Below are 21538 nucleotides of genomic sequence, written 5' to 3' on the forward strand. Positions count from 1 at the left end.
CATGACCGAACTTCTCTCCAACTACGTCGCCGGCCGCTGGCAGGCCGGCAGCGGCGCCGGCACGCCGCTCTTCGATCCGGTGCTGGGCAACGAACTCGTGCGCGTCGACGCGACCGGGCTCGACCTGGCCGAGGCCTTCGCCTTCGCCCGCGACACGGCCGGCGCGGCGCTGCGTGCCATGACCTACAAGCAGCGCGCCGGCTTGCTGGCCGGCATCGTCAAGGTGCTGCAGGCCAACCGCGATGCCTACTACGAGATCGCGACCGCCAACTCGGGCACGGTGAAGAACGATTCGGCCGTGGACATCGACGGCGGCATCTTCACCATCGGCCAGTACGCCAAATGCGGCGATGCGCTCGGCGACGTGCATGCGCTGCGCGACGGCGATGCGGTCAAGCTGGGCAAAGAGCCCGTGTTCCAGTCGCAGCACCTGCAGGTGCCGACGCGCGGCGTGGCGCTGTTCATCAATGCCTTCAACTTTCCATCGTGGGGCCTGTGGGAGAAGGCGGCGCCCGCCCTGCTCTCCGGCGTGCCGGTGATGGTGAAGCCGGGCACCGCCACCGCCTGGCTCACGCAGCGCATGGTGCGCGACGTGGTCGATGCCGGCGTGCTGCCGGCCGGTGCGCTGTCGGTCGTCTGCGGCAGCTCGGCCGGGCTCATGGACCAGCTGCAGGGCTTCGACGTGGTGTCCTTCACCGGCTCGGCCGACACCGGCGCGGTGATCCGCTCGCATGCCGCGGTGACGAAGCGCTCGGTGCGCGTCAACATCGAAGCCGACAGCCTGAACTCCGCGCTGCTGCTGCCCGATGCCACGGCCGACAGCGAATCGTTCAAGCTGCTGGTGCGCGAGGTGGTGCGCGAGATGACGGTGAAGTCGGGCCAGAAGTGCACGGCCATCCGCCGCATCCTGGTGCCGGAATCGCTCTACGACGCGGCGGCCGAGGCGATCGGCGCCAAGCTCGCCGGCATCACCGTCGGCAACCCGCGCAACGAGAGCGTGCGCATGGGCTCGCTGGTGAGCAAGGCGCAGCTCCATGCGGTGCGCGAAGGGCTGGACGCGCTGAAGGCGCAGGCCAGCGTGCTGCACGACGGCAGCCAGGCCAAGCTGGTCGATGCCGACCCGGATGTCGCCGCCTGCATCGGCCCGGTGCTGCTGGGTGCGCGCGATGCCGACGCGGCGCAGTTGGTGCACGACGTCGAAGTCTTCGGCCCCGTCTCCACGCTGCTGCCCTACCGCGACCTGGACCACGCGATCGCGCTGGCGCATCGCGGCCAGGGTTCGCTGGTCACGTCCATCTACGGCGCCGACGAGGCCGCGCTGGGCCAGGCCGCCGTGCAGCTGGCCGCCAGCCATGGCCGCGTGCACGTCATCACGCCCGACGTGGCGCAGGCCCACACGGGCCACGGCAACGTGATGCCGCATTCGCTGCACGGCGGCCCGGGCCGCGCGGGCGGCGGTGCCGAGCTGGGCGGAATTCGCGCGCTGGACTTCTACCACCGCCGCGCCGCCGTGCAAGCCGCGCCGGGCGTGCTCGCCCAACTCGGCCTGGCACAGGGCTGAGCTGCGGGCGAAGACGAAACGAAGACCAAACGAAGACGAAGACCGCAACGACGAGAGACGACGAGAGACAAGTGATTCGAGGAACCACACGATGAGCCTGCCCGCCCAATTCAACTTCGCCGAACACCTGTTCGCCCTCAACCGCGGCCGTGCGCAGAAAGCCGCCTACGTCGACGACCGCGGCACGCTCAACTACGGCCAGCTCGAAGAGCGCGCGCGCCGTCTGGCGGCCGCCCTGCTCGCCGCCGGCGTGAAGCGCGAAGACCGCGTGCTGCTGCTGATGCTCGACACCAGCGACTGGCCCGTGAGCTTTCTGGGCGCGCTGTATGCCGGCGCCGTGCCGGTGGCGGTCAACACGCTGCTGACCACCGAGGACTACGGCTACATGCTGGGCAACAGCGGCGCGAAGGCCGCGCTCGTATCGGGCGCGCTGCTGTCCACGCTGGTCGATGCACAGCGCAAGAGCGGCCAGGCGCTGCAGGCCTTGTTCGTCTCGCAGCCCACCGGTGACTTGCCCGATGGCGCGCAGGAATTCGAAGCCGCGCTCGCTGCGCAGGCACCGCTGGCAGAGCCCGCCGCGACGGCGCCCACCGACCACGCCTTCTGGCTCTATTCGTCGGGCTCCACCGGCAAGCCCAAGGGCACGGTTCACACGCACGGCAACCCGTGGTGGACGGCAGAGCTGTACGGCAAGCCGGTGCTGGGCCTCACCGAAGACGACGTGTGCTTCTCGGCCGCCAAGCTCTACTTCGCGTATGGGTTGGGCAATGGCTTGACCTTCCCGCTGTCGGTCGGCGCGACCGTGCTGCTGATGGCCGAGCGGCCCACGCCCGACGCCACCTTCAAGCGCTGGACCAGCGAACACAAGCCGACGGTCTTCTTCGGCGCACCGACCGGCTTCGCAGGCATGCTCGCATCGCCCAACCTGCCGGCGCGCGACGCGGTGTCGCTGCGCATGTGTTCGTCGGCCGGCGAGGCGCTGCCCGGCGAACTGGCGCAGCGCTTCAAGCAGCACTACGGCTGCGAGATCATCGACGGCATCGGCTCGACCGAGATGCTGCACATCTTCATCTCCAACCGGCCCGGCGACATCCGCTACGGCACCACCGGCCGGCCGGTGGAAGGCTACGAGATCGAGCTGCGCGGCGAAGACGGCCAGCCCGTGCCGGTCGGCGAAGTGGGTGACCTGTACATCAAGGGCCCGAGCACTGCGATCATGTACTGGGGCAACCCCGAGAAGAGCGCCGACACCTTCCGCGAAGGCTGGACCAAGAGCGGCGACAAGTACTCCCGCGACGCCGACGGCTACTACACCTATGCCGGCCGCAGCGACGACATGCTGAAGGTCAGCGGCATCTACGTCTCGCCCTTCGAGGTCGAGGCCACGCTGATGCAGCACCCGGCCGTGCTCGAGGCCGCGGTCATCGGCAAGGAAGACGCCGACGGGCTGACCAAGACCAAGGCGTACGTGGTGCGCAAGGCCGGGCAGCAGGTGACGGACGAAGAGCTGAAGGGCTTCGTCAAGGAGCGGCTCGCGCCCTACAAGTACCCGCGCTTCATCGAGTTCGTCGACGAGCTGCCGAAGACGGCGACCGGGAAGATCCAGCGCTTTCGCCTGCGCGAGCGCGAGAAGTCGGGTGCCCCGGAGAAGGCCGCGTGAGCTCCCAGACCGAATTCGCCGCCATCCGCTGGCGGGGGAAGGATGTGCGCGTCGAATACCTGCGCATCGCCCCTGACCGCGTCGGCGCCCCCCTCGTCGTCTTTCTGCACGAAGGCCTGGGCTCGATCGCGATGTGGAAGGACTTCCCCGAGCGCTTGTGCGAGGCCGGTGGCTTTCGCGGCCTGGCGTTCTCGCGCCCGGGCTACGGGCAATCGACGCCCCGCGCGCCCGACGAGTTCTGGGACGTCGACTTCATGCACCGCCAGGCGCACGAGGTGCTGCCCGCATTCTTCGACGCCATCGGCCTCGACGAAAAGCCCTGGCTTTTCGGCCACAGCGACGGCGGATCGATCTCGCTGCTGTATGCCTCGCGCTTCCCCGACCAGGTGGCCGGCCTGGTGGTGCTGGCGCCGCATATCTTCGTGGAAGACGTGACCGTCGCCAACATCGAACTGGCGCGCCAGGCCTACCTTGAAACGGACCTGCCGCAGAAGCTGGGCCGCTACCACGCCGACGTCGATTCGGCCTTCTGGGGCTGGAACCGCATCTGGCTGCACCCGCCCTTTCGCGACTGGAACATCGAGGCCGAGCTCGACGCCATCCGCTGTCCGGTGCTCGCCATGCAGGGCATCGACGACGAGTACGGCAGCTTGGCGCAGATCCGCGGCATTGCTGCACGCGTACCGGGAACGGCGCTGGTGGAAATCCCCGACTGCGGGCATTCCCCGCATCGCGACCAGCCCGAAAAAGCGATAGTTGCCACCGTTTCATTCATCAACGACAGGAGTTCTCCATGATTACCCGCACCGCCGCACGCAGCACGCTGACCGCCCTGGCGCTGGCCTGCATCGCCACGCTCGGCCATGCTCAACAAGGCAAGCTCAAGGTCGGCCTGATGCTGCCCTTCAGCGGCACCTTCGCCGCGCTCGGCGTCGCCATCGAAAACGGCTTCAAGCTCAACGTCGAGGAGCACGGCGGCAAGCTGGGCGGACGCGAGATCGAGTACATCAAGGTCGACGACGAATCCGATCCGGCCAAGGCCACCGACAACGTCAACAAGCTGATCAAGCGCGACAACGTCGACGTGATCATCGGCACCGTGCACTCGGGCGTGGCCATGGCCATGGCCAAGGCCGCGAAGGAAAGCGGCACCGTGCTCATCGTGCCCAACGCGGGCGCCGACGCTGTCACCGGCCCGATGTGCGCGCAGAACATCTTCCGCAGCTCGTTCTCGAACTGGCAGCCGGCCTACGCCATGGGCGAGGTCGCGGCCAAGCAGGGCAAGAAGACCGCGATGACCATCACCTGGAAGTACGCGGCCGGCGACGAGTCGGTGGCCGGCTTCAAGGAAGGCTTCGAAAAAGGCGGCGGCAAGGTGCTCAAGCAGCTGACCGTGCCCTTCCCGAACGTGGAGTTCCAGGCGCTGCTCACCGAGATCGCCGCGGCCAAGCCCGATGCGGTGTATTCGTTCTACGCGGGCGGCGGTGCGGTCAAGTTCGTCAAGGACTATGCGGCGGCCGGCCTGAACAAGACCATCCCGCTCTACGGCCCCGGCTTTTTGACCGACGGCACGCTCGATGCACAGGGCGAGTCGGCCCAGGGCATGCTGACCACGCTGCACTACGCGGACGGCCTCAACACCCCGCGCGACAACAAGTTCCGCACCGAGTACGCCAAGATGTTCAAGCTGCAGCCCGACGTGTACGCGGTGCAGGGCTACGACGCCGCGCAGATGCTCGCCATCGGCCTGGGCGCGACCAAGGGCGACATCACGAAGAAGGCCGAGTTCGCCGCTGCGATCGAGAAGGCCAAGATCGACAGCCCGCGCGGTGCGTTCACGATCGGCAAGTCGCACAACCCGGTGCAGGATATTTATCTGCGCAAGGTGGATGGGAAGGAGAACAAGGTCGTCAACGTGGCCGTCAAGGGTCTCGCCGACCCCGCCCGCGGCTGCAAGATGTAGTCCACCCCGTACCTCGCTCACTGCGTGTAGCTCGACTCCCCCTCGAGGGGCGACACCAGCGGCCCGGAGCATTGGCTCTCCCCCAGGCTCCCCCACTTCGTGTGGTCCGCCAACCCCCTCTCCGGGGGCAACACCAGCGGCCCGGCGAAGCCGGTTCCGCGGTGTTCCCCGACTGTCGCGGTGCTTCGCCCGCTCTTTTTTCGGAAAGCTGAGATTGCCGTGGACTTCGGTACCTTTCTCGTCCAGTGCCTGAACTCGGTTCAGTACGGGCTTCTGTTGTTCCTGGTGGCTTCGGGGCTCACGCTGATCTTCGGGATCATGGGCGTGATCAACCTGGCCCACGGCAGCTTCTACATGATCGGCGCGTACATGGCGTTCGCGCTCGCGCCGCTGTTCGGCAATCAGTTCATCTTCATGCTGCTGGCCGGCGTGGTGCTGACTGCGATCTTCGGCTACGTGCTGGAGTGGGCCTTCTTCAGCTACCTGTATCAGCGCGACCACTTGCAGCAGGTGCTGATGACCTATGGCCTGATCCTCGTCTTCGAGGAACTGCGCTCGCTGCTGGTGGGCAACGACGTGCACGGCGTGCCGGTGCCGTCGTGGCTGAGCGGCAGCTTCGCGCTGGGCAGCTTGATGAGCTACCCGTGGTATCGCCTCTTCGCGTCGGCCGCGTGCATCGTGCTCGCAGTCGGCTTGTATTACGTGGTCAATCGCACGCGGCTCGGCATGATGATCCGCGCCGGCGCCAGCAACCGCGACATGGTGCGCGGCCTGGGCATCGACATCCGGCAGCTGTACCGCATCGTCTTCGCGGCCGGCGTGGCGCTCGCTGCGCTGGCCGGCATGATCGCGGCGCCCATGTCGTCGGTGTATCCGAACATGGGCGCGAGCGTGCTCATCATCTGCTTCGTGGTGGTGGTGATCGGCGGCATCGGCTCCATCACCGGCGCGCTGGTCGCGTCGCTGCTCGTGGGCTTCGTCGACACCTTCGGCAAGGTGTTCTTCGCCGAGCTGGCGGGCATGGGCATCTATGTGCTCATGGCCGTCATCCTGATCTGGCGCCCCGAAGGTCTGATGGGCCGAAAGACCTGACATGAAGAGCTTGTCGCACTACCTGCCGCTCGTCGGCGCCATCGCGCTCGCGGCCATCGGGCCTTTTCTCGGACCCTACCTCGGCGACCTGGTCGTCAAGGTGATGATCCTTTCCATCTTCGCGCTGAGCCTCGAGCTGCTGGTCGGCATGACCGGCCTGGTGAGCCTGGGCCATGCGGCCTTCTACGGCATCGGCGCCTATACGACCGTGCTGGCGTCGGGCAAGGAAGGCGGCAACATCGCGCTGCTGCTGCCGCTGGCCATGGGTTGCGCCGCCGGCTACGCGCTGATCACCGGCGCGCTGAGCCTGCGCACGCGCGGCGTGTACTTCATCATGGTCACGCTGGCCTTCGCGCAGATGGCCTACTTCGTCTTTCACGACACGCCCGTGGGCGGCGGCAGCGACGGCATCTACATGTACATCCGCCCCGTGCTGGGCCCGCTGGACATGGACAACGCCAAGGTGCAGTTCTACTTCGTGCTGGGCGCGCTGATCTTCACCTACGGCCTGCTCGCGCTGATCCGCCGCTCGCGCTTCGGCGCCGCGCTGGCCGGCATCCGCGTCAACGAACAACGCATGCGCGCGGCGGGCTTCCCCGTGTACGGCTACAAGCTCGCGGCCTTCGTGCTCGCGGGTGCGCTGGCCGGGCTGGCCGGCTTCCTGGTCGCGTCGCGCGACGGCGTGGTCAACCCCGAGCTGCTGGCCTGGCACAACTCGGGCGAAGTGCTGCTGATGATCATCCTGGGTGGCCTGGGCCACCTGCGCGGTGCGGTGATCGGTGCCGTCGCCTTCACGCTGCTGAAGGAGCTGCTGTCCACGCACGCCATCGTCGGGCCGCTGGCCGACCACTGGCAGCTGACGCTGGGCCTGTCGATCATCGCCTTCGTCGCGCTGCTGCCCAAGGGCATCGTCGGGCTGCGCGTACGGCTGGCGCCCAAGAAGGAGGCCACGGCATGAACGGCCGATCCGCACTCAACGCGAACGCCGCAGCCGGAGGTGCGACATGACCAAGCTGTTGGCGGTCGAAACGCTGACCCGTCGCTTCGGCGGCCTGGTCGCGGTGAACAAGGTGACGCTCGACCTGCACCTGGGCGAAGTGCATGCGGTCATCGGCACCAACGGCGCGGGCAAGTCGACGCTGATCAACATGCTCTCCGGCGAGATCGATGCATCCGAAGGCCGCATCACGCTCGACGGCGAAGACATCACGAGCCGCGCGCAATTCCGCCGCGCACTGGCCGGCGTGGGCCGCAGCTACCAGCGCACCACCATCTTCCCCGAGTTCACCGTGCTCGAGAACTGCCGCCTCGCCGCGCAGGCCAACAGCCCGCGCCCGTGGGCCATCTGGCAGTCGTCGGAAAGCTGCACCGACAGCAACGCCGCCGCGCGCGAGGCGCTGGAAGCCGCAGGCCTGGCCAACGTGGCCGCCCGCGTCGCCGGCACCTTGAGCCACGGCGCCAAGCGCCAGCTCGAAGTGGCCATGTGCCTGGCCACCAAGCCCCGCGTGCTGCTGCTCGACGAGCCCCTCGCCGGCATGGGCGCCGAGGAAACCGAACGCATGCTGACCCTGCTGGCCAACCTGAAGACCACCCACGCGATCCTGCTGGTGGAGCACGACATGGACGCCGTGTTCCGCATCGCCGACCGCATCACCGTGATGGTCAACGGCACCGTCATCGCGACCGGCGACCCGGCGTCGATCCGCGTGAACCCCGAAGTGCGCACCGCCTACTTGGGCGAGGACCATTGATGAAAAACCCCCACGCTCATCACTTCGTGTATCGCCGCCCCCCGAGGGGGCTCTCATCGCCCTTCGGGCGGCCGGGCGGGCGCTGACATGCTGCAGATCGAAGGCCTGAACACTTATTACGGCGACAGCCACATCCTGCGCGGCGTCGACGTATCACTGCCCGCAGCCACCTCCGTCGGCCTGCTCGGCCGCAACGGCATGGGCAAGACCACGCTGATTCGCTCGCTGATGGGCTACGTGCGGCCCGCCTCGGGCCGCGTGAAGATGGACGCGCAGGACGTGACCGGCTGGGCGCCCGAGAAGATGGCGCGACGCGGCATCGGCTACGTGCCGGAAGGGCGAGGGATTTTTCCGAACCTGTCGGTGCGCGAGAACCTGGTGATGAGCGCGCGGGCCGGCGTCGACGGCAAGCGCGAGTGGACCTTCGACCGCGTGATGACCACCTTTCCGCGGCTGACCGAGCGGCTGTCGCATGGCGGGCAGCAGCTGTCGGGTGGGGAGCAGCAGATGCTGTCGATCGGGCGGGCGCTAATGACGAATCCGCGGTTGTTGATTTTGGATGAGGCGACCGAGGGGCTGGCGCCGCTGATCGTGGCGGAGATCTGGCGGGTGATCGGGGAGATTCGGGCTACGGGGATTGCGACGCTGATCGTGGATCGGGATTGGCGGAAGGTGTTGGGGAATACGGAGAAGGCTGTGGTGATGGAGAAGGGGCGGATTGTTCGGCAGGGGCCTTCGGCTGGGTTGTTGGCTGAGCCTAAGGTGTTAGAAGAGTTGTTGGGGGTTTGAAACGCAAGCAACGCAGCACCCGTTCGTGAATGAACGGTGCTCCCTCAAGACGCTTTCTTGTTTTCGGCGTACTTCGCCGCGACCGTCCGGCAGCGCTGCTCCACTTGATGCACGACGCGTTGAACATCTTGGTCGGTCAGAGGTTGCGCACCCCGTGACCTCAACAACTGAGCCAACTGCCTACCGCTGTAGACGCTGACGTTGCCCCGGCCACTGAGTTCAACGTACCAGCCCGGCAACGCCAGGACCGGCAGCACATGCATCGGGCTGCCGGTCGCACTGGTCAACCACTTTGCTAGCCAGTCGGCCTGTCGCTCGGCCTGGTCCAACGGTTCCTTGGTCGCCCAGGTCGGAAACTTAAGGGCTTTCCCGTCAAAGCTCACAGTCGCATCGGCCCTTCCCTGCCCGCGGTTGGGCTTGGTGAAGCCCTTTGTCTCCACCGCAAAAATGCCTTCGACGGCGATCACCACATGATCGATGTTGAAGTTGCTGGCGGGAAAGTCGTGGAACACGAAGGCGCCTTGGCGCATCAGTTGATCCAGCTCCTGCCCGACTGCAAGCTCGGCGTCATAGCCGGCTTTGAGTCCGTCGATCCGCACTCCCTTCTTCCAGAGCGCTCGCACCATGATTGCCATGAAGATCAGCACGGATGCGGCGTAGATTGTCCCGATGCGCGTCATTCCGTCTAAGCCCCTGAGGTGGCTTTGCGCGAGGAAGATGGCAAGCGCCAACAAGGGCACGAACATCAAGAGAAAAACATCAGACAACACGTCGATCCCCATGTCGTCGAGTTGCTCCCGCAGCGTGTGTCCTGGGCTGCGTAGCAGGTCGATCGCAACAGGCGACCTGCGTCTCGCCCTGGCGCGTCGTTTGCGCACGATGAGAAAACCGATTGCCACGGCGGGTCCGACGAAGCTGGTAGCTAGCAGGGCAGCGATGAGTGCGATTTGCTCGGCGATCTCGCTCATCAAATATTCCTCCTCTGTTGCATCACAACGTTCGATGGGGCGCTTGCACTGCGCATGCATGGCTCTACAAAATTACTTTCAAAGCACGCTTGATTACTGTCGACCGCAATGTTCTCCTCCTGTTCACCTGCGTCGCGACTAGGGCGGTGCAAGGATAGCGCTGCCACAGTGCGGTTGTTCTGCATGACCGCCAATGGACTGGTTGCTGTCGGTCTTGCCTGGCCCGCCCAACGACCGCGGACTTCAGAACCGGTCGCCCGAGTCAGCGAGGCCTTGCCGTTCTCGATCGTGCATAAGGCTCGTTGAATTGCCGCCAACGGCTGGGTTCAGCGTGCCAGCCCTTGGCTAGCACGCACCGCCGGATTGGGGGCCACAGCGCTGATAATCTGACCAAAGATGGGCTTCGCCCGTGCGGCCTGCAGCAAGCTTTTGGCATTTAGAGAGGGAGCGCCTTCACTGCTCAGACTGGCGCCATAAGCCAACCGCCGACAGTAGCGTTAGCACCACAACTCACAACTCCACGGTCTCCCATTTGCTAGGCCTTCCTTAAGGAAACATGACAAGCACTCAACAACGTGCCGCACTACAGCGGAAGATTTGGGACATCGCCAATTACGTGCGCGGAGCCGTCGACGGCTGGGATTTCAAGCAATATGTGCTTGGCACCTTGTTCTATCGCTTCATCAGCGAGAACTTCATCGACTACATCACTGGTGGTGACGCCAACGTGGAGTACGCCGCCATGGCGGATGATGACGAGAACATAGAGGCGGCCAAAGACGACGCCATCAAGACCAAGGGCTACTTCATCTACCCCAGCCAGCTGTTCGTCAACGTCGCAGCCAACGCCAACACCAACGAGAGTCTGAACACAGACCTGGCAAACATCTTCAAGGCCATCGAGGCCTCGGCCAGCGGCTACCCGTCGGAGCTGGACATCAAGGGCCTGTTTGCTGACTTCGACACCACCAGCAATCGACTGGGCAACACCGTCAAAGACAAGAACGAACGTCTGGCCAAAGTGCTAAAGGGAGTGGCGGAGCTGGACTTCGGTGGCTTCGATGCCAGCCACATCGACCTGTTCGGCGACGCATACGAGTTTCTGATCTCCAACTACGCCGCCAACGCTGGCAAGTCAGGCGGCGAGTTCTTCACGCCGCAGCAGGTTTCCAAGCTGATCGCGCAGCTGGCGATGCACGCCCAGACCAGCATCAACAAGATCTACGACCCCGCCTGCGGCTCAGGTTCGCTGCTGCTGCAAGCCAAGAAACACTTCGACCAGCACTTAATTGAAGACGGCTTCTTTGGGCAAGAAATCAACCACACCACGTACAACCTAGCGCGGATGAACATGTTCTTGCACAACGTGAACTACGACAAGTTCCACATCCAGCTGGGAAACACGCTTGAAGAGCCGCACTTTGCCGACGACCGGCCCTTCGACGCCATCGTCTCAAACCCGCCGTATTCGGTGAAGTGGATCGGCAGCGACGATCCTACGCTGATCAACGATGAGCGCTTTGCTCCGGCTGGCGTGCTAGCCCCGAAATCCAAGGCCGACTTTGCCTTTGTGCTGCACGCGCTGAACTACCTCTCGGCCAAGGGGCGAGCGGCCATTGTGTGTTTCCCTGGCATCTTCTACCGGGGCGGGGCCGAGCAGAAGATTCGTCAGTATCTGGTGGACAACAACTATGTGGAGAGCGTGATTTCGCTCGCGCCGAATCTGTTCTTTGGCACCACCATAGCCGTGACGATCTTGGTCTTGGCAAAGAACAAGCAAGATACCAGTACCCAGTTCATCGACGCCAGCGGGTTGTTCAAAAAGGAACCCAATAACAACGCGCTGCAGGATTCGCACATCGAGCAAATCATGGCGGTGTTCGACAGCAAGGCGAATATCGACAACTTTGCCAAGTCCGTGTCCTTGGAACTTGTGGCAGCCAACGACTACAACCTGTCGGTCAGCAGTTATGTCGAAACCAAGGATACCCGCGAGGCGGCGGACATTGTCGAACTCAATGCAAGCCTGAAAACCACCGTGACCAAAATCGACCGGTTGCGCAAGGACATTGATGCCATCGTTGCAGAGATTGAAGGCCGGGAGCTGGAGGCATGAGTGTCGCGAACTTCTTAGAGAAACTTTTGAACGGGGTTGCAGCCGAGTGTTTCGAGTTAGGCAAATTGATCACGCCGAAGCGCGGAAAAAGACTTGTCAAAAGTCAATTAGAGGAAGTGGGCAGTTATGCCGTCTATCAAAATAGCACTAAGCCGCTCGGTTACTACCATGAGAGCAATGCTCCAGCAGGGTCGACTTTTATAGTTGTTGCTGGCGCTGCAGGCGACATTGATTTTAGCAAAGCTGCTTTCTGGGCGGCAGACGACGTATATTTTTTTCCGGGAAGCAATTCCCTCAATAGTAAGTACCTGTATCACTTTCTCCAAACGAAGCAACACGAGATTTCTTCCCAGGTTCGTAGGGCAAGTATTCCGCGCTTGTCGATAGCTGCCGTTGAGAAGCTAAAAATCCCCATACCCTGCCCAGATAACCCAGAAAAATCGCTCGGAATTCAAGCTGAAATCGTTCGCATCTTGGACGCCTTCACCGAACTGACCGGCGAACTGACTGCCGAACTGAACGCCGAACTGAACGCTCGAAAAAAACAGTATGATCACTATCGAGATTGGTTGTTGAGTTTTCCACATGGCGGGGTCGCGTGGAGGCAGCTCGGTGAGATCGGTGAATTCATTCGGGGTAAGCGTTTCACAAAAGCCGATTTCGTCGACGATGGCATCGATGTGATCCATTACGGCGAGATCTACACCCGGTACGGTGCGTGGACCGATCGCGCCTTTTCCAAAGTTCGGCTCGACATGGAAAAGTCTCTGCGCTACGCGTTAACTGGTGACGTCATCATGACGGGTGTCGGAGAGACTGTTGAAGATGTTGGTAAAGCTGTTGCCTGGATCGGCAAAAACAGTGTAGCCATCCATGACGACAGCTACGCATTTCGTCATGCCATGAACCCCAAGTTCATTGCCTACGCCATGCAGACCAATGCATTCATAGACCAGAAAGCAAAGCGTGTTTCGCGCGGAAAAGTGAAAAGGTTATTGGTCGATGGCATCTCCAGGGTTGAGATACCGGTCCCTTTTCCTGACAATCCCGAGCAGTCACTGACCGAGCAAGCCAGAATCGTCGCTATCCTCGACAAGTTCGACACCGTGACTAACTCTGTTACCGAAGGCTTGCTCCACGAACTCGAGTTGCGCCAAGAGCAGTACGAGTATTACCGCAAATTGCTTTTTAGCTTTCCCAACGCAAAAGAGACAGAGGCGTAAGATGGGCCAAATGCTCAAGGATATCGCGGAACAGCTGAGTAAAGCGAAGACGGTTCAGAGAACTGTACCAGAAACGACGAAAATAGTAGAAGAGACAAAACCGCCTCCAAAGGTTCAGCTTATCTATGCCTTCAATGGCACGGGCAAGACGCGTCTCTCACGTGAGTTTAAGAAGGCGCTGGCCCCTAACCCAAATGACGATGGGGGCGCTAATCAAGTCGAGGCTTCCCGCAACAAGATCCTCTACTACAACGCATTTACGGAAGACTTGTTTTATTGGGTGAATGGCTTGACGCCCAGCGACGAGCCTGAGCTGAGGATTCAGCCGAACTCCTATACGGATTGGTTGCTCGCATTGCTTAAAGATTTGGGGCAAGACGGGAACATCATTAAGTACTTCCAGCGCTACACAAGTGACAAGCTGACTCCGCATTTCAGCGAAGATTTTTCGAGTGTCAGTTTTTCACTTGAACGCGGCGACAACGAGCTTTCAGGAAAAATAAAGATTTCCAAAGGGGAAGAAAGCAATTTCATCTGGAGTGTCTTTTATGCGCTTCTAGATCAAGTCGTTGCGGTGCTCAATGTCGCAGAGCCGGAGAGTCGTGAAACTCGGCAATTTGATGAGATTAAATACGTTTTTATTGATGACCCAGTGAGCTCGTTGGACGACAACCACCTCATCGAAGTAGCGGTTAATTTGGCTGGACTGATCAAATCTAGTAATTCCGACCTAAAATTCATCATCGCCACACATAGTCCGCTGTTCTATAACTTGCTGTTCAATGAGCTCAATAATAAGGTCTGCTACATGCTCGAGCGTTTTGCAGATGGCAGCTACGCGCTCACTGAGAAATACGGCGACTCCAACAAGAGTTTTTCCTATCATCTGCACCTGCTGCAGACCATTGAGCAGGCCTTTACCGACGGCAAGATCGAGCGCTTTCACTTCACGTTGCTGCGCAATCTCTACGAGAAGACGGCCAGCTTCTTGGGTTACCCGAGGTGGTCGGAGCTTCTGCCGGATGACAAGCAGCTGTACTACAGCCGCATCATCCACTTCACCAGCCACAGCACCCTCTCCAATGAAGCCGTCGCGCAGCCCACACCGGCTGAGGGTGCGGCGGTCAAGCTGCTGTTGGATCATCTGAAGTTCAAGCATGCCTTTTGGCAGCCAGAGGGCGCCTGACCAATGAACAACTACAAAGCGATTGCCGAGTCCAAGAACTTCATCGTTCTGGATCAATACATCCGGGACTGGAAGGTCACCGAGAGCTACCAGAGCGAAAGTGATCTGGAGCGCGAGCTAATCCAGGATCTGGTCAACCAGGGCTACGAGTTCGCCTCGCCTATCAAGACGACTGCCGCCTTGCTAGATAACGTGCGCATGCAGCTACAAGCGCTCAACAACGTGCAGTTCGCGAACCTTGAATGGCAGCGCTTTGTTGAGAGCTGGTTGGACAAGCCCAGCGATGGCATCGTCGAGAAGACCCGCAAGATCCACGACGACTACATCCACGACTTCGTCTTTGACGACGGGCGCATTCAGAACATTTACCTACTGGACAAGAAAAACATCAGCCGCAACAAGGTGCAGGTGATCAAGCAGTTCGAGCAGACGGGCACGCACGCCAACCGCTATGACGTGACCATCTTGGTGAACGGGCTGCCGCTGGTACAGGTGGAAGTGAAAAAACGCGGCGTGGCCATCCGCGAAGCTTTCAACCAGGTGCACCGCTACAGCAAGGAGAGCTTCAACAGCGATCAGTCATTGTTCAAGTTCGTGCAGCTGTTCGTGATCTCTAACGGCACCGACAGCCGCTACTTCGCCAATACCACGCAGCGTAACAAGAACAGCTTCGACTTCACCATGAACTGGGCGAAGGCGGACAACACGCTGATCAAGGACCTGAAGGACTTTACGGCCACCTTCTTCCAGAAGCAAACGCTGCTCAACGTGCTGCTGCACTACTCGGTGTTCGACGTCAGCAACACGCTGCTGGTGATGCGCCCGTACCAGATCGCCGCCACGGAACGCATCCTGTGGAAGATCAAGAGCAGCCGTCAGGCCAAGAACTGGAGTAACACCGAAAGCGGCGGCTTCATCTGGCACACCACGGGCTCAGGCAAGACGCTGACCAGCTTCAAGGCTGCGCGCTTGGCCACGGAGCTGGACTTCATCGACAAGGTGCTTTTCGTGGTGGACCGAAAGGATCTGGACTACCAGACCATGAAGGAGTACCAGCGGTTCTCGCCGGACAGCGTCAACGGCTCCGACAGCACGGCGGGCCTCAAGCGAAACCTGGAGAAGGACGACAACAAGATCGTCGTCACCACCATCCAGAAGCTAAATAACCTGATGAAAAGCGACGCGGACTTTCCCATCTACGGCAAGCAGGTTGTATTCATTTTCGATGAGTGCCATAGAAGCCAGTTTGGTGAAGCACAAAAGAACCTTAAGAGGAAGTTCAAGAAGTTCTGCCAGTTTGGCTTCACCGGCACGCCCATCTTTCCGGAAAACGCCTTGGGAGCCGAGACCACGGCCAGCGTGTTTGGCCGTGAACTGCACTCTTACGTAATAACCGATGCGATCCGGGACGAGAAGGTCTTGAAGTTCAAGGTGGACTACAACGATGTGCGCCCGCAGTTCAAGGCCATCGAGACCGAGAAGGACGAGAAGAGGCTGAGTGCGGCCGAGAACAGGCAAGCCCTGCTACACCCGGATCGCATCCGCGAGGTCACCCAGTACATCCTGAACAACTTCCGGCAAAAGACCCACCGCCTCCACGCGGGCAACAAGGGCTTCAATGCCATGTTTGCAGTCAGCAGCGTGGACGCTGCCAAGCTGTACTACGAGAGCTTCAAGGAGCTACAGAAAGGCAGCGACAAGCCGCTGAAAGTGGCCACCATCTTCTCGTTCGCGGCCAACGAAGAGCAGGATGCGATCGGGGACATCCAGGACGAGAGCTTTGATGTGTCGGCTATGAACCTCAGCGCCAAGGAGGCCTTGAGCGCAGCCATCGCCGACTACAACGCGCTGTTCAAGACCAACTTCAGCGTGGACAGCAACGGCTTCCAGAATTACTACCGGGACCTGGCCAAGCAGGTTAAGGCCAAGGAGATCGATCTGCTCATTGTGGTGGGCATGTTTCTGACCGGCTTTGATGCCCCCACGCTCAACACGCTGTTTGTCGACAAGAACCTGCGCTTCCACGGGCTGATGCAGGCCTACTCGCGCACCAACCGCATCTTCGACGCCACCAAGACCTTTGGCAACATCGTCACCTTCCGCGACCTGGAGCAGGCGACCGTCGACGCCATCACCCTGTTCGGTGACAAGAACACCAAGAACGTGGTCTTGGAAAAGAGCTACACAGAGTACCTGGAGGGCTTCACCGATGCAACCACTGGTGAAGCGCGGCGAGGCTTCAAGGATGTGGTGCATGAACTAGAAGCGCGCTTTCCGGACCCCGCAGCCATCGAAAAGGAGTCCGATAAGAAGGCCTTCGTCAAGCTATTCGGCGAATATCTGCGTGTCGAGAACGTCCTGCAGAACTACGACGAGTTCGCCAGCCTGAAAGAGCTGCAGAGCATTGATACCGCTGACACGGCAGCAGTCGAGGCCTTCAAGGCCAAGCACTACTTAAGCGAGGAAGATCTGACTGCGCTGCAAGAAGTCACTCTTCCTGCGGAGCGAAAGATCCAAGACTATCGGTCCACTTACAACGACGTGCGCGACTGGCTACGTCGAGAGAAGGCTGGTGCAGAAAAAGAGAAGTCCACCATCGACTGGGATGACGTGGTCTTTGAGGTGGATCTGCTGAAGTCGCAGGAAATCAACCTGGACTACATCCTCGAAATAATTTTCGAGCACAACAAGAAGATCAAGAACAAGTCTGAGCTGGTGGATGAGGTACGGCGCGTGATCCGTGCGAGCCTCGGCAACCGAGCCAAGGAGACCTTGCTGGTCGACTTCATCAACCAGACCGACCTAGACCAACTCGGCGACAAAGCCAGTGTGATCGACGCGTTCTTCAAGTTCGCCCAGGCGGAGCAGCGGCAAGAAGCGCAGGAGCTGATCGCGACGGAAGGCCTCATCGCCGAGGCCGCGAGGCGCTACATCACCACTTCGCTGAAGCGCGAGTTCGCCAGCGAGCACGGCACCGAGCTCAACGCGGTTCTGCCCAAGATGAGCCCTTTGAACCCACAGTTCAAGACAAAGAAGCAGGCCGTCTTCCAGAAGATCGCCGCCTTTGTCGAAAAATTCAAAGGTGTTGGCGGACAAATTTGACCGAACCTTCTGGCTGATCAGACGACCGACCGAGCGTTTTTGGTCCATCAGCGTGAGTAAGTCAGCAGCTCGCGGGCGGCAGCCCTCGCTGCTATGCCGCCCTTCGCACCGCTTGGCAGAGGTGCTGCCACCCCTACATAGGCAAACGATGTCGCCTACCACACTGAAATGGGTACTCTAGTCCGTGGACATGGCGTCGCCTGCGCTCGACGATTGCCCGGTGAAAGACAAACCACCGACGCCTAATAATTCAGAACTGCGCTCATTCGAGCGCACATTGCTTAAACAGATTGCAGAAGGCCCCTGGCCCAATGTCCTAACTGGCAACCACAACCTCCTCGCCGTCAGCAAACTTTTCCACGCCGGCTACATCGAAGCATTCATACGCGTCGTCTTCGACCCCTACACAGGCATGCCCGAAGCGGGCATAGAGGTGAGCGAGATCACACCATCAGGCTGGCGCCAATGCCTCACCGAAGTCGCAAGGGCGCTCTCGGTCGCCTGGGACAAAGCCTCGTTCAAATCACACAGCCTGTGCGACACAGCCGCTCACGCTCCACAGAGCGAGGCAGACCATAGACCCCGCCCCCTGCCATTCACCACGCACCCCTCCTGGGTCCAATAGCCCAAGCCGCTTACCCCACCGGCAACGCCGCCTCCTCATAGCTCCCCACATACTCCCCCACCGGCGAAATCGGCTTGATCACATCGATCAATACCCCATTCGGGTCACTCGTGATGAAGTGCCTTTGCCCGAAGGCCTCGTCGCGCAGCTGCAGCAATATCTGCAGGCCCGCGGCTTGCACCTGCTCGTAGACGGCATCGACATCCTCAACCTCGAAGTTGATGAGCACGCCCGACGCAGCGCCGCCCCGCGCGGCCTTCGGAACGGTCTCGTGCCCCCCATCCAGAATCGCCAGATTCACCGACTCATCCGACTGCATCTGCAGATGCACATACCAATCCGCGGTGAATAGCGGCACAAAGCCGAAGTGCTGTTGATAGAACGCAGATGTCTCGCGCACCTTGTCGGTCATCAACACGGGGTAGTAGCTGGTGATCTTCATGAGCCTGTTCCTTCGGTTGTCAGGCTTTTCATTCTGTTGATCCGAAGCCGCGACGCCATCACCTCGGCAGTCATTGCCGGCGAACGACGGCAGCACGGCGCGCTGTCGCCGCGGGCCGCCAGGGCATGACCTGGCAGGTCATCGACTGTCGTCGACCGACCGCATACCTTGCCCGTTCCGATCCATCGACGCCAAAGGAGCACGCATGACCATCACGCCCGAGCGAGACGCGCCCCCTCCATTTCAGCCGACACATCGCCGGCCATACATCGTCACGAAGGACGGCACCCGCCTGCACTACGGCGAGTTCGGCGAAGGCCCGCCGCTGTTGTTCGTCGCGAGCTGGGCGCTGCATGGCCAGATGTGGGAATACCAAGTCGCTCATTTCGCGGAGCGGGGATACCGCTGCGTGTTCTTCGATCGACGAGGCCATGGCAAGTCCGACGTGCCGCCGGGCGGCTACGACCTCGACACGCTCGCGGACGACCTGCAGGCCGTGATCGAAGGCCTGGACCTGCGCGACGTGGTGATCGTTGCGCATTCGATGGGTGCGGCCGAGACCATCCGCCATGCCGCGCGCCACGCCTGCAAGCGCATCCGCAAGATCGTGATGCTCGGGCCAGTGGCGCCCTGCCTGCTGTTGAAGGACGACAACGCGTTCGGCGCGCCTCGGGCCTTCTTCGACGAGACGCTGTCGCGGTACGCCGCCGACTTTCCGCAGTGGGCTTACGAGATGCAAGAGGGCTTCTTCAACGCCTCGACCTCGGCGCCGTTGAAGGAGCACTTCACGCGTCAGCTCCTGGACATCGCGCCCATCGTGGCGATCAAATGCTTTCGGGCGCTGGTCGATGCCGATCTTCGCGAAGACCTTGCTGCGGTCGATCGGCCGGTGCTGATCCTGCATGGCGCGCTGGATGTGCAGGCGCCGTTGGCCATCACCGGCGAGCGGCTTGCAGCGGGGTTGCCGCATGTGACGCTCGAGGTGTATGACGACGCGCCGCACGGGATCTGGATTACCCACTTGCAGCGGGTCAATCGTGATATCGGTGATTTTCTCGGGCGGGAAGCGGTTTGACGAGCAACAGCCGACGTCGCCGATTTGCCGAGTTCATATCTATCGCCGTAGTGCCGCTAAGTGCTTGATTTTCCAAGACTTGTCGTCTCGTCCCGCGTCCATAAGTGTCCATAACCGTCCATAAGTGTCCATACCTCACGCGCTCGTCACAGCCACCGTGTAGTGCGCACCGCGCCGTTCACCGTGCTGCACCAGCTGACCTGATGATTTCATGCGCCTAAGCAGAGCACGCGCCTGTAGCTCTGACAGACGGCACAGCTCGATCACTTCGCTGCGCTTGATGCTTCCGTGCTGCCGTGCGTAGTTAAGGACCAACTGCTCATGTTGCAGCGCACTGAACCCCGCCTGTCGCGTGTACGCCGCCTTGTTGCCATCAGCACGATAGACCCCAGGAGCGAGCATGTACGTACGCCCCTTGCTTGCGCCGTGAGCCTGAACCAAGCCAGCTTCAAGCAATGCTTCCAGCGTGCGCTTGGCTTGCGAGGGGTCGCGCTGGATATGGCGCGACAGTTCCTCTACGCTGAGCCGCTTCAGCTCGCGCAATGCGGCAAGCGCTATCAGACTGTCTATGGGCAAATCCCTTCCACGACGGCGTTCTTCCTCGACTACCAATCTGAGGAACGGCTCGTCTGCGCCCACTGTGGCCAGACGAAGCACGACGCTCTGTGCGTCGGTGCGCCTGTAATCCGGCTCCGGCCGACCAAAGCGCAGCATGCCGCGGTAGATCTTGTCGACGCCACGACCTGACCGCTCCACCACGCCAATGCGCTTCATCGCATCAGCCAGCGCCCGGTTGCGCGGGCGCGGTTCGGTAGTCAAGAGATTGGCCAAGGTGACACCGTCCACCAGACCGCCGGGATTGCTGATGGTCAAGCCTTCGTCGTCCAGTCGCATGTGCACAGCCCCCAAGCGGTGGTAATCACGGTGAACCAGCGCATTGGCCAAGCCCTCACGGAACGCACCCAGATCTACGAGCGGCACCGGCACACGAAACAGGCCAACTTCAATTTCCCGCTCGGGGTTATAGGGACGGAAGTTTGTTTCCAACCAGTCCAGCGCCTTCAGCAATGGAAAGCGGCGGAACTCGTTGAAGCTGACCGCCTCGCCCGACAACACCTGAAAGGCAAATTCGTGCGTCGGCACTAGTTCTCGCAGCATAGGCTCGCGGCCGATGATTAGCAGTCCGGAGAGCGTCGGCACGCGCGCACCGTCGCCTGTGCGCGTGGTAAAGCCCAAGGCGCCGTCGAGTGCTTCGTCGTCGAGCTCCAACAGGACACGGTCTCCGCCGTATTGCTGCACGCTCTGTCGCAGGCGTTCGCGCTCCAACGGATCGAGATCAGCGAGCGTCGCACCGGCCACGGGCTGCGCCGAAGCATCGGCCAATCCGAAGTGTGCAGCGCGGCTGAATCGTTCATGCGGGAGCATCGGCGCGCATTCAGGAGACCCGTCGTGTTTGAGCCGGCGGCGCACGTACACACCCCCGCTCGTCGCCACTTCGGTGGTGGACTTGGACACACCGATGCACGCGACGTGCGTCCCGTTCAGATTTACTGGCGTTACGGTGACCGCCACCGATGGCGACGTGCGCGCAGCCAACAGTCCACCCAGGCCGCTCAGTTGAATATGCTCAGCGTGCAGGCCCGTGGCAGTCCCGTCGTCCTCCACGCCTAACCAAACCTCACCGCCTTCGGCATTTGCCAAGCATACGACTGCTTCGACGAGTTCACTGTCTGAAAGGCGCTTACGGTCGCTCTTGAACTCGACCGTGAGCGACTCACACGCGGGCAGCTGAGGAAACTTCATAGAAAGCTGTGACCTGGAGAAGGGCAATGCCAGGGGGACAGATCTTAGGGGGTGTGCGACGGACAGCCGCAAAAACGAAAACGGCAACCGAGTTCCGAACGATCGCCAACAAGCGCACTTCACCGCAACCGTTTCCTACCGTAACAACCCCTCCACTCCCCCCTCACCTGCTGCATCATCCC

General features: G+C 61.4%; 17 protein-coding genes. 14 read left to right on the forward strand and 3 right to left on the reverse strand.

Annotated features, from left to right (window positions below):
• Position 1: 1 nt before the first annotated feature.
• The 8 genes from B0W80_RS25585 (at position 2) to B0W80_RS25620 (ending at position 8816) form a co-directional block, all read left to right on the forward strand.
• A complete protein-coding gene (locus tag B0W80_RS25585; RefSeq protein WP_077001974.1) occupies positions 2–1561 on the forward strand; it encodes a 3,4-dehydroadipyl-CoA semialdehyde dehydrogenase in 1560 nt (519 codons plus the stop codon).
• A 91-nt stretch (positions 1562–1652) separates the two neighbouring features.
• On the forward strand, positions 1653–3221 hold the full coding sequence (locus B0W80_RS25590) for a benzoate-CoA ligase family protein (RefSeq protein ID WP_077001975.1): 1569 nt from the start codon (positions 1653–1655) through the stop codon (positions 3219–3221).
• Positions 3218–4018 (forward strand): alpha/beta fold hydrolase, encoded by an 801-nt coding sequence (locus B0W80_RS25595; RefSeq protein ID WP_077001976.1) that lies wholly within the window; start codon positions 3218–3220, stop codon positions 4016–4018. Before B0W80_RS25590 ends, B0W80_RS25595 begins: the two co-directional genes overlap by 4 nt.
• Complete coding sequence (locus B0W80_RS25600) at positions 4015–5184, forward strand: ABC transporter substrate-binding protein (RefSeq protein ID WP_179107027.1); 1170 nt, start codon at positions 4015–4017, stop codon at positions 5182–5184. The genes B0W80_RS25595 and B0W80_RS25600 overlap by 4 nt, the downstream gene beginning before the upstream one ends.
• Positions 5185–5403: 219 nt before the next feature.
• Positions 5404–6276, forward strand: a complete 873-nt coding sequence (locus tag B0W80_RS25605) for a branched-chain amino acid ABC transporter permease (RefSeq protein ID WP_077001977.1) — start codon at positions 5404–5406, stop codon at positions 6274–6276.
• Position 6277: 1 nt separating this feature from the next.
• On the forward strand, positions 6278–7234 hold the full coding sequence (locus B0W80_RS25610; RefSeq protein ID WP_077001978.1) for a branched-chain amino acid ABC transporter permease: 957 nt from the start codon (positions 6278–6280) through the stop codon (positions 7232–7234).
• Between the two features lie 46 nt (positions 7235–7280).
• Positions 7281–8027 carry an ABC transporter ATP-binding protein gene (locus B0W80_RS25615; RefSeq protein ID WP_077001979.1) on the forward strand — a complete coding sequence of 249 codons (747 nt, stop codon included), beginning with the start codon at positions 7281–7283 and terminating at the stop codon, positions 8025–8027.
• Positions 8028–8114: 87 nt separating this feature from the next.
• Positions 8115–8816 carry an ABC transporter ATP-binding protein gene (locus B0W80_RS25620; protein ID WP_077001980.1) on the forward strand — a complete coding sequence of 234 codons (702 nt, stop codon included), beginning with the start codon at positions 8115–8117 and terminating at the stop codon, positions 8814–8816.
• A 44-nt stretch (positions 8817–8860) separates the two neighbouring features.
• On the opposite strand, the gene B0W80_RS25625 is transcribed toward B0W80_RS25620, so the two are convergent.
• Positions 8861–9784, reverse strand: coding sequence for a nuclease-related domain-containing protein (locus B0W80_RS25625; protein WP_143684784.1), 924 nt, complete (start codon positions 9782–9784; stop codon positions 8861–8863).
• Positions 9785–10340: 556 nt separating this feature from the next.
• Between B0W80_RS25625 and B0W80_RS25630 the strand changes: the two genes are divergently transcribed.
• From B0W80_RS25630 to B0W80_RS35145, 5 genes are all read left to right on the forward strand, one after another.
• The gene (locus B0W80_RS25630) at positions 10341–11900 is read left to right on the forward strand and encodes a type I restriction-modification system subunit M (protein ID WP_077001982.1); all 1560 of its coding nucleotides are present in this window, start codon (positions 10341–10343) and stop codon (positions 11898–11900) included.
• Positions 11897–13123 carry a restriction endonuclease subunit S gene (locus B0W80_RS25635; protein WP_077001983.1) on the forward strand — a complete coding sequence of 409 codons (1227 nt, stop codon included), beginning with the start codon at positions 11897–11899 and terminating at the stop codon, positions 13121–13123. The genes B0W80_RS25630 and B0W80_RS25635 overlap by 4 nt, the downstream gene beginning before the upstream one ends.
• A 10-nt stretch (positions 13124–13133) precedes the next feature.
• Positions 13134–14309 carry an AAA family ATPase gene (locus tag B0W80_RS25640; protein WP_256856687.1) on the forward strand — a complete coding sequence of 392 codons (1176 nt, stop codon included), beginning with the start codon at positions 13134–13136 and terminating at the stop codon, positions 14307–14309.
• A gap of 3 nt (positions 14310–14312) precedes the next feature.
• Positions 14313–17411: a type I restriction endonuclease subunit R gene (locus tag B0W80_RS25645; RefSeq protein WP_077001985.1), complete on the forward strand. Its 3099-nt coding sequence runs from the start codon at positions 14313–14315 to the stop codon at positions 17409–17411.
• A gap of 220 nt (positions 17412–17631) precedes the next feature.
• Complete coding sequence (locus tag B0W80_RS35145) at positions 17632–18036, forward strand: hypothetical protein (RefSeq protein ID WP_143684785.1); 405 nt, start codon at positions 17632–17634, stop codon at positions 18034–18036.
• A 10-nt stretch (positions 18037–18046) separates the two neighbouring features.
• Here the strand turns inward: B0W80_RS35145 and B0W80_RS25650 are convergent, their stop codons facing one another.
• Positions 18047–18478 carry a VOC family protein gene (locus tag B0W80_RS25650; protein ID WP_077001986.1) on the reverse strand — a complete coding sequence of 144 codons (432 nt, stop codon included), beginning with the start codon at positions 18476–18478 and terminating at the stop codon, positions 18047–18049.
• 205 nt (positions 18479–18683) lie between these two features.
• Here B0W80_RS25650 and B0W80_RS25655 point away from each other — a divergent pair, with 205 nt between their 5' ends.
• Entirely contained in the window at positions 18684–19553 is an 870-nt protein-coding gene (locus tag B0W80_RS25655) for an alpha/beta fold hydrolase (RefSeq protein ID WP_077001987.1), read from the forward strand.
• 135 nt (positions 19554–19688) lie between these two features.
• Here the strand turns inward: B0W80_RS25655 and B0W80_RS25660 are convergent, their stop codons facing one another.
• Complete coding sequence (locus tag B0W80_RS25660; RefSeq protein WP_077001988.1) at positions 19689–21356, reverse strand: DNA glycosylase AlkZ-like family protein; 1668 nt, start codon at positions 21354–21356, stop codon at positions 19689–19691.
• Positions 21357–21538: the final 182 nt, after the last annotated feature.

Origin of the sequence: Variovorax sp. KK3, from assembly GCF_001984055.1 — a bacterium.
In the GTDB taxonomy this organism is placed as follows: Bacteria; Pseudomonadota; Gammaproteobacteria; order Burkholderiales; family Burkholderiaceae_C; genus Variovorax.

Coding starts and splice junctions, on each gene's coding strand:
- B0W80_RS25585 (WP_077001974.1), top strand. CDS start 2: ATGACCGAACTTCTCTCCAACTACGTCGCCGGCCGCTGGCAGGCCGGC.
- B0W80_RS25590 (WP_077001975.1), top strand. CDS start 1,653: ATGAGCCTGCCCGCCCAATTCAACTTCGCCGAACACCTGTTCGCCCTC.
- B0W80_RS25600 (WP_179107027.1), top strand. CDS start 4,015: ATGATTACCCGCACCGCCGCACGCAGCACGCTGACCGCCCTGGCGCTG.
- B0W80_RS25610 (WP_077001978.1), top strand. CDS start 6,278: ATGAAGAGCTTGTCGCACTACCTGCCGCTCGTCGGCGCCATCGCGCTC.
- B0W80_RS25615 (WP_077001979.1), top strand. CDS start 7,281: ATGACCAAGCTGTTGGCGGTCGAAACGCTGACCCGTCGCTTCGGCGGC.
- B0W80_RS25620 (WP_077001980.1), top strand. CDS start 8,115: ATGCTGCAGATCGAAGGCCTGAACACTTATTACGGCGACAGCCACATC.
- B0W80_RS25625 (WP_143684784.1), bottom strand. CDS start 9,784: ATGAGCGAGATCGCCGAGCAAATCGCACTCATCGCTGCCCTGCTAGCT.
- B0W80_RS25630 (WP_077001982.1), top strand. CDS start 10,341: ATGACAAGCACTCAACAACGTGCCGCACTACAGCGGAAGATTTGGGAC.
- B0W80_RS25635 (WP_077001983.1), top strand. CDS start 11,897: ATGAGTGTCGCGAACTTCTTAGAGAAACTTTTGAACGGGGTTGCAGCC.
- B0W80_RS25640 (WP_256856687.1), top strand. CDS start 13,134: ATGCTCAAGGATATCGCGGAACAGCTGAGTAAAGCGAAGACGGTTCAG.
- B0W80_RS25645 (WP_077001985.1), top strand. CDS start 14,313: ATGAACAACTACAAAGCGATTGCCGAGTCCAAGAACTTCATCGTTCTG.
- B0W80_RS25650 (WP_077001986.1), bottom strand. CDS start 18,478: ATGAAGATCACCAGCTACTACCCCGTGTTGATGACCGACAAGGTGCGC.
- B0W80_RS25655 (WP_077001987.1), top strand. CDS start 18,684: ATGACCATCACGCCCGAGCGAGACGCGCCCCCTCCATTTCAGCCGACA.
- B0W80_RS25660 (WP_077001988.1), bottom strand. CDS start 21,356: ATGAAGTTTCCTCAGCTGCCCGCGTGTGAGTCGCTCACGGTCGAGTTC.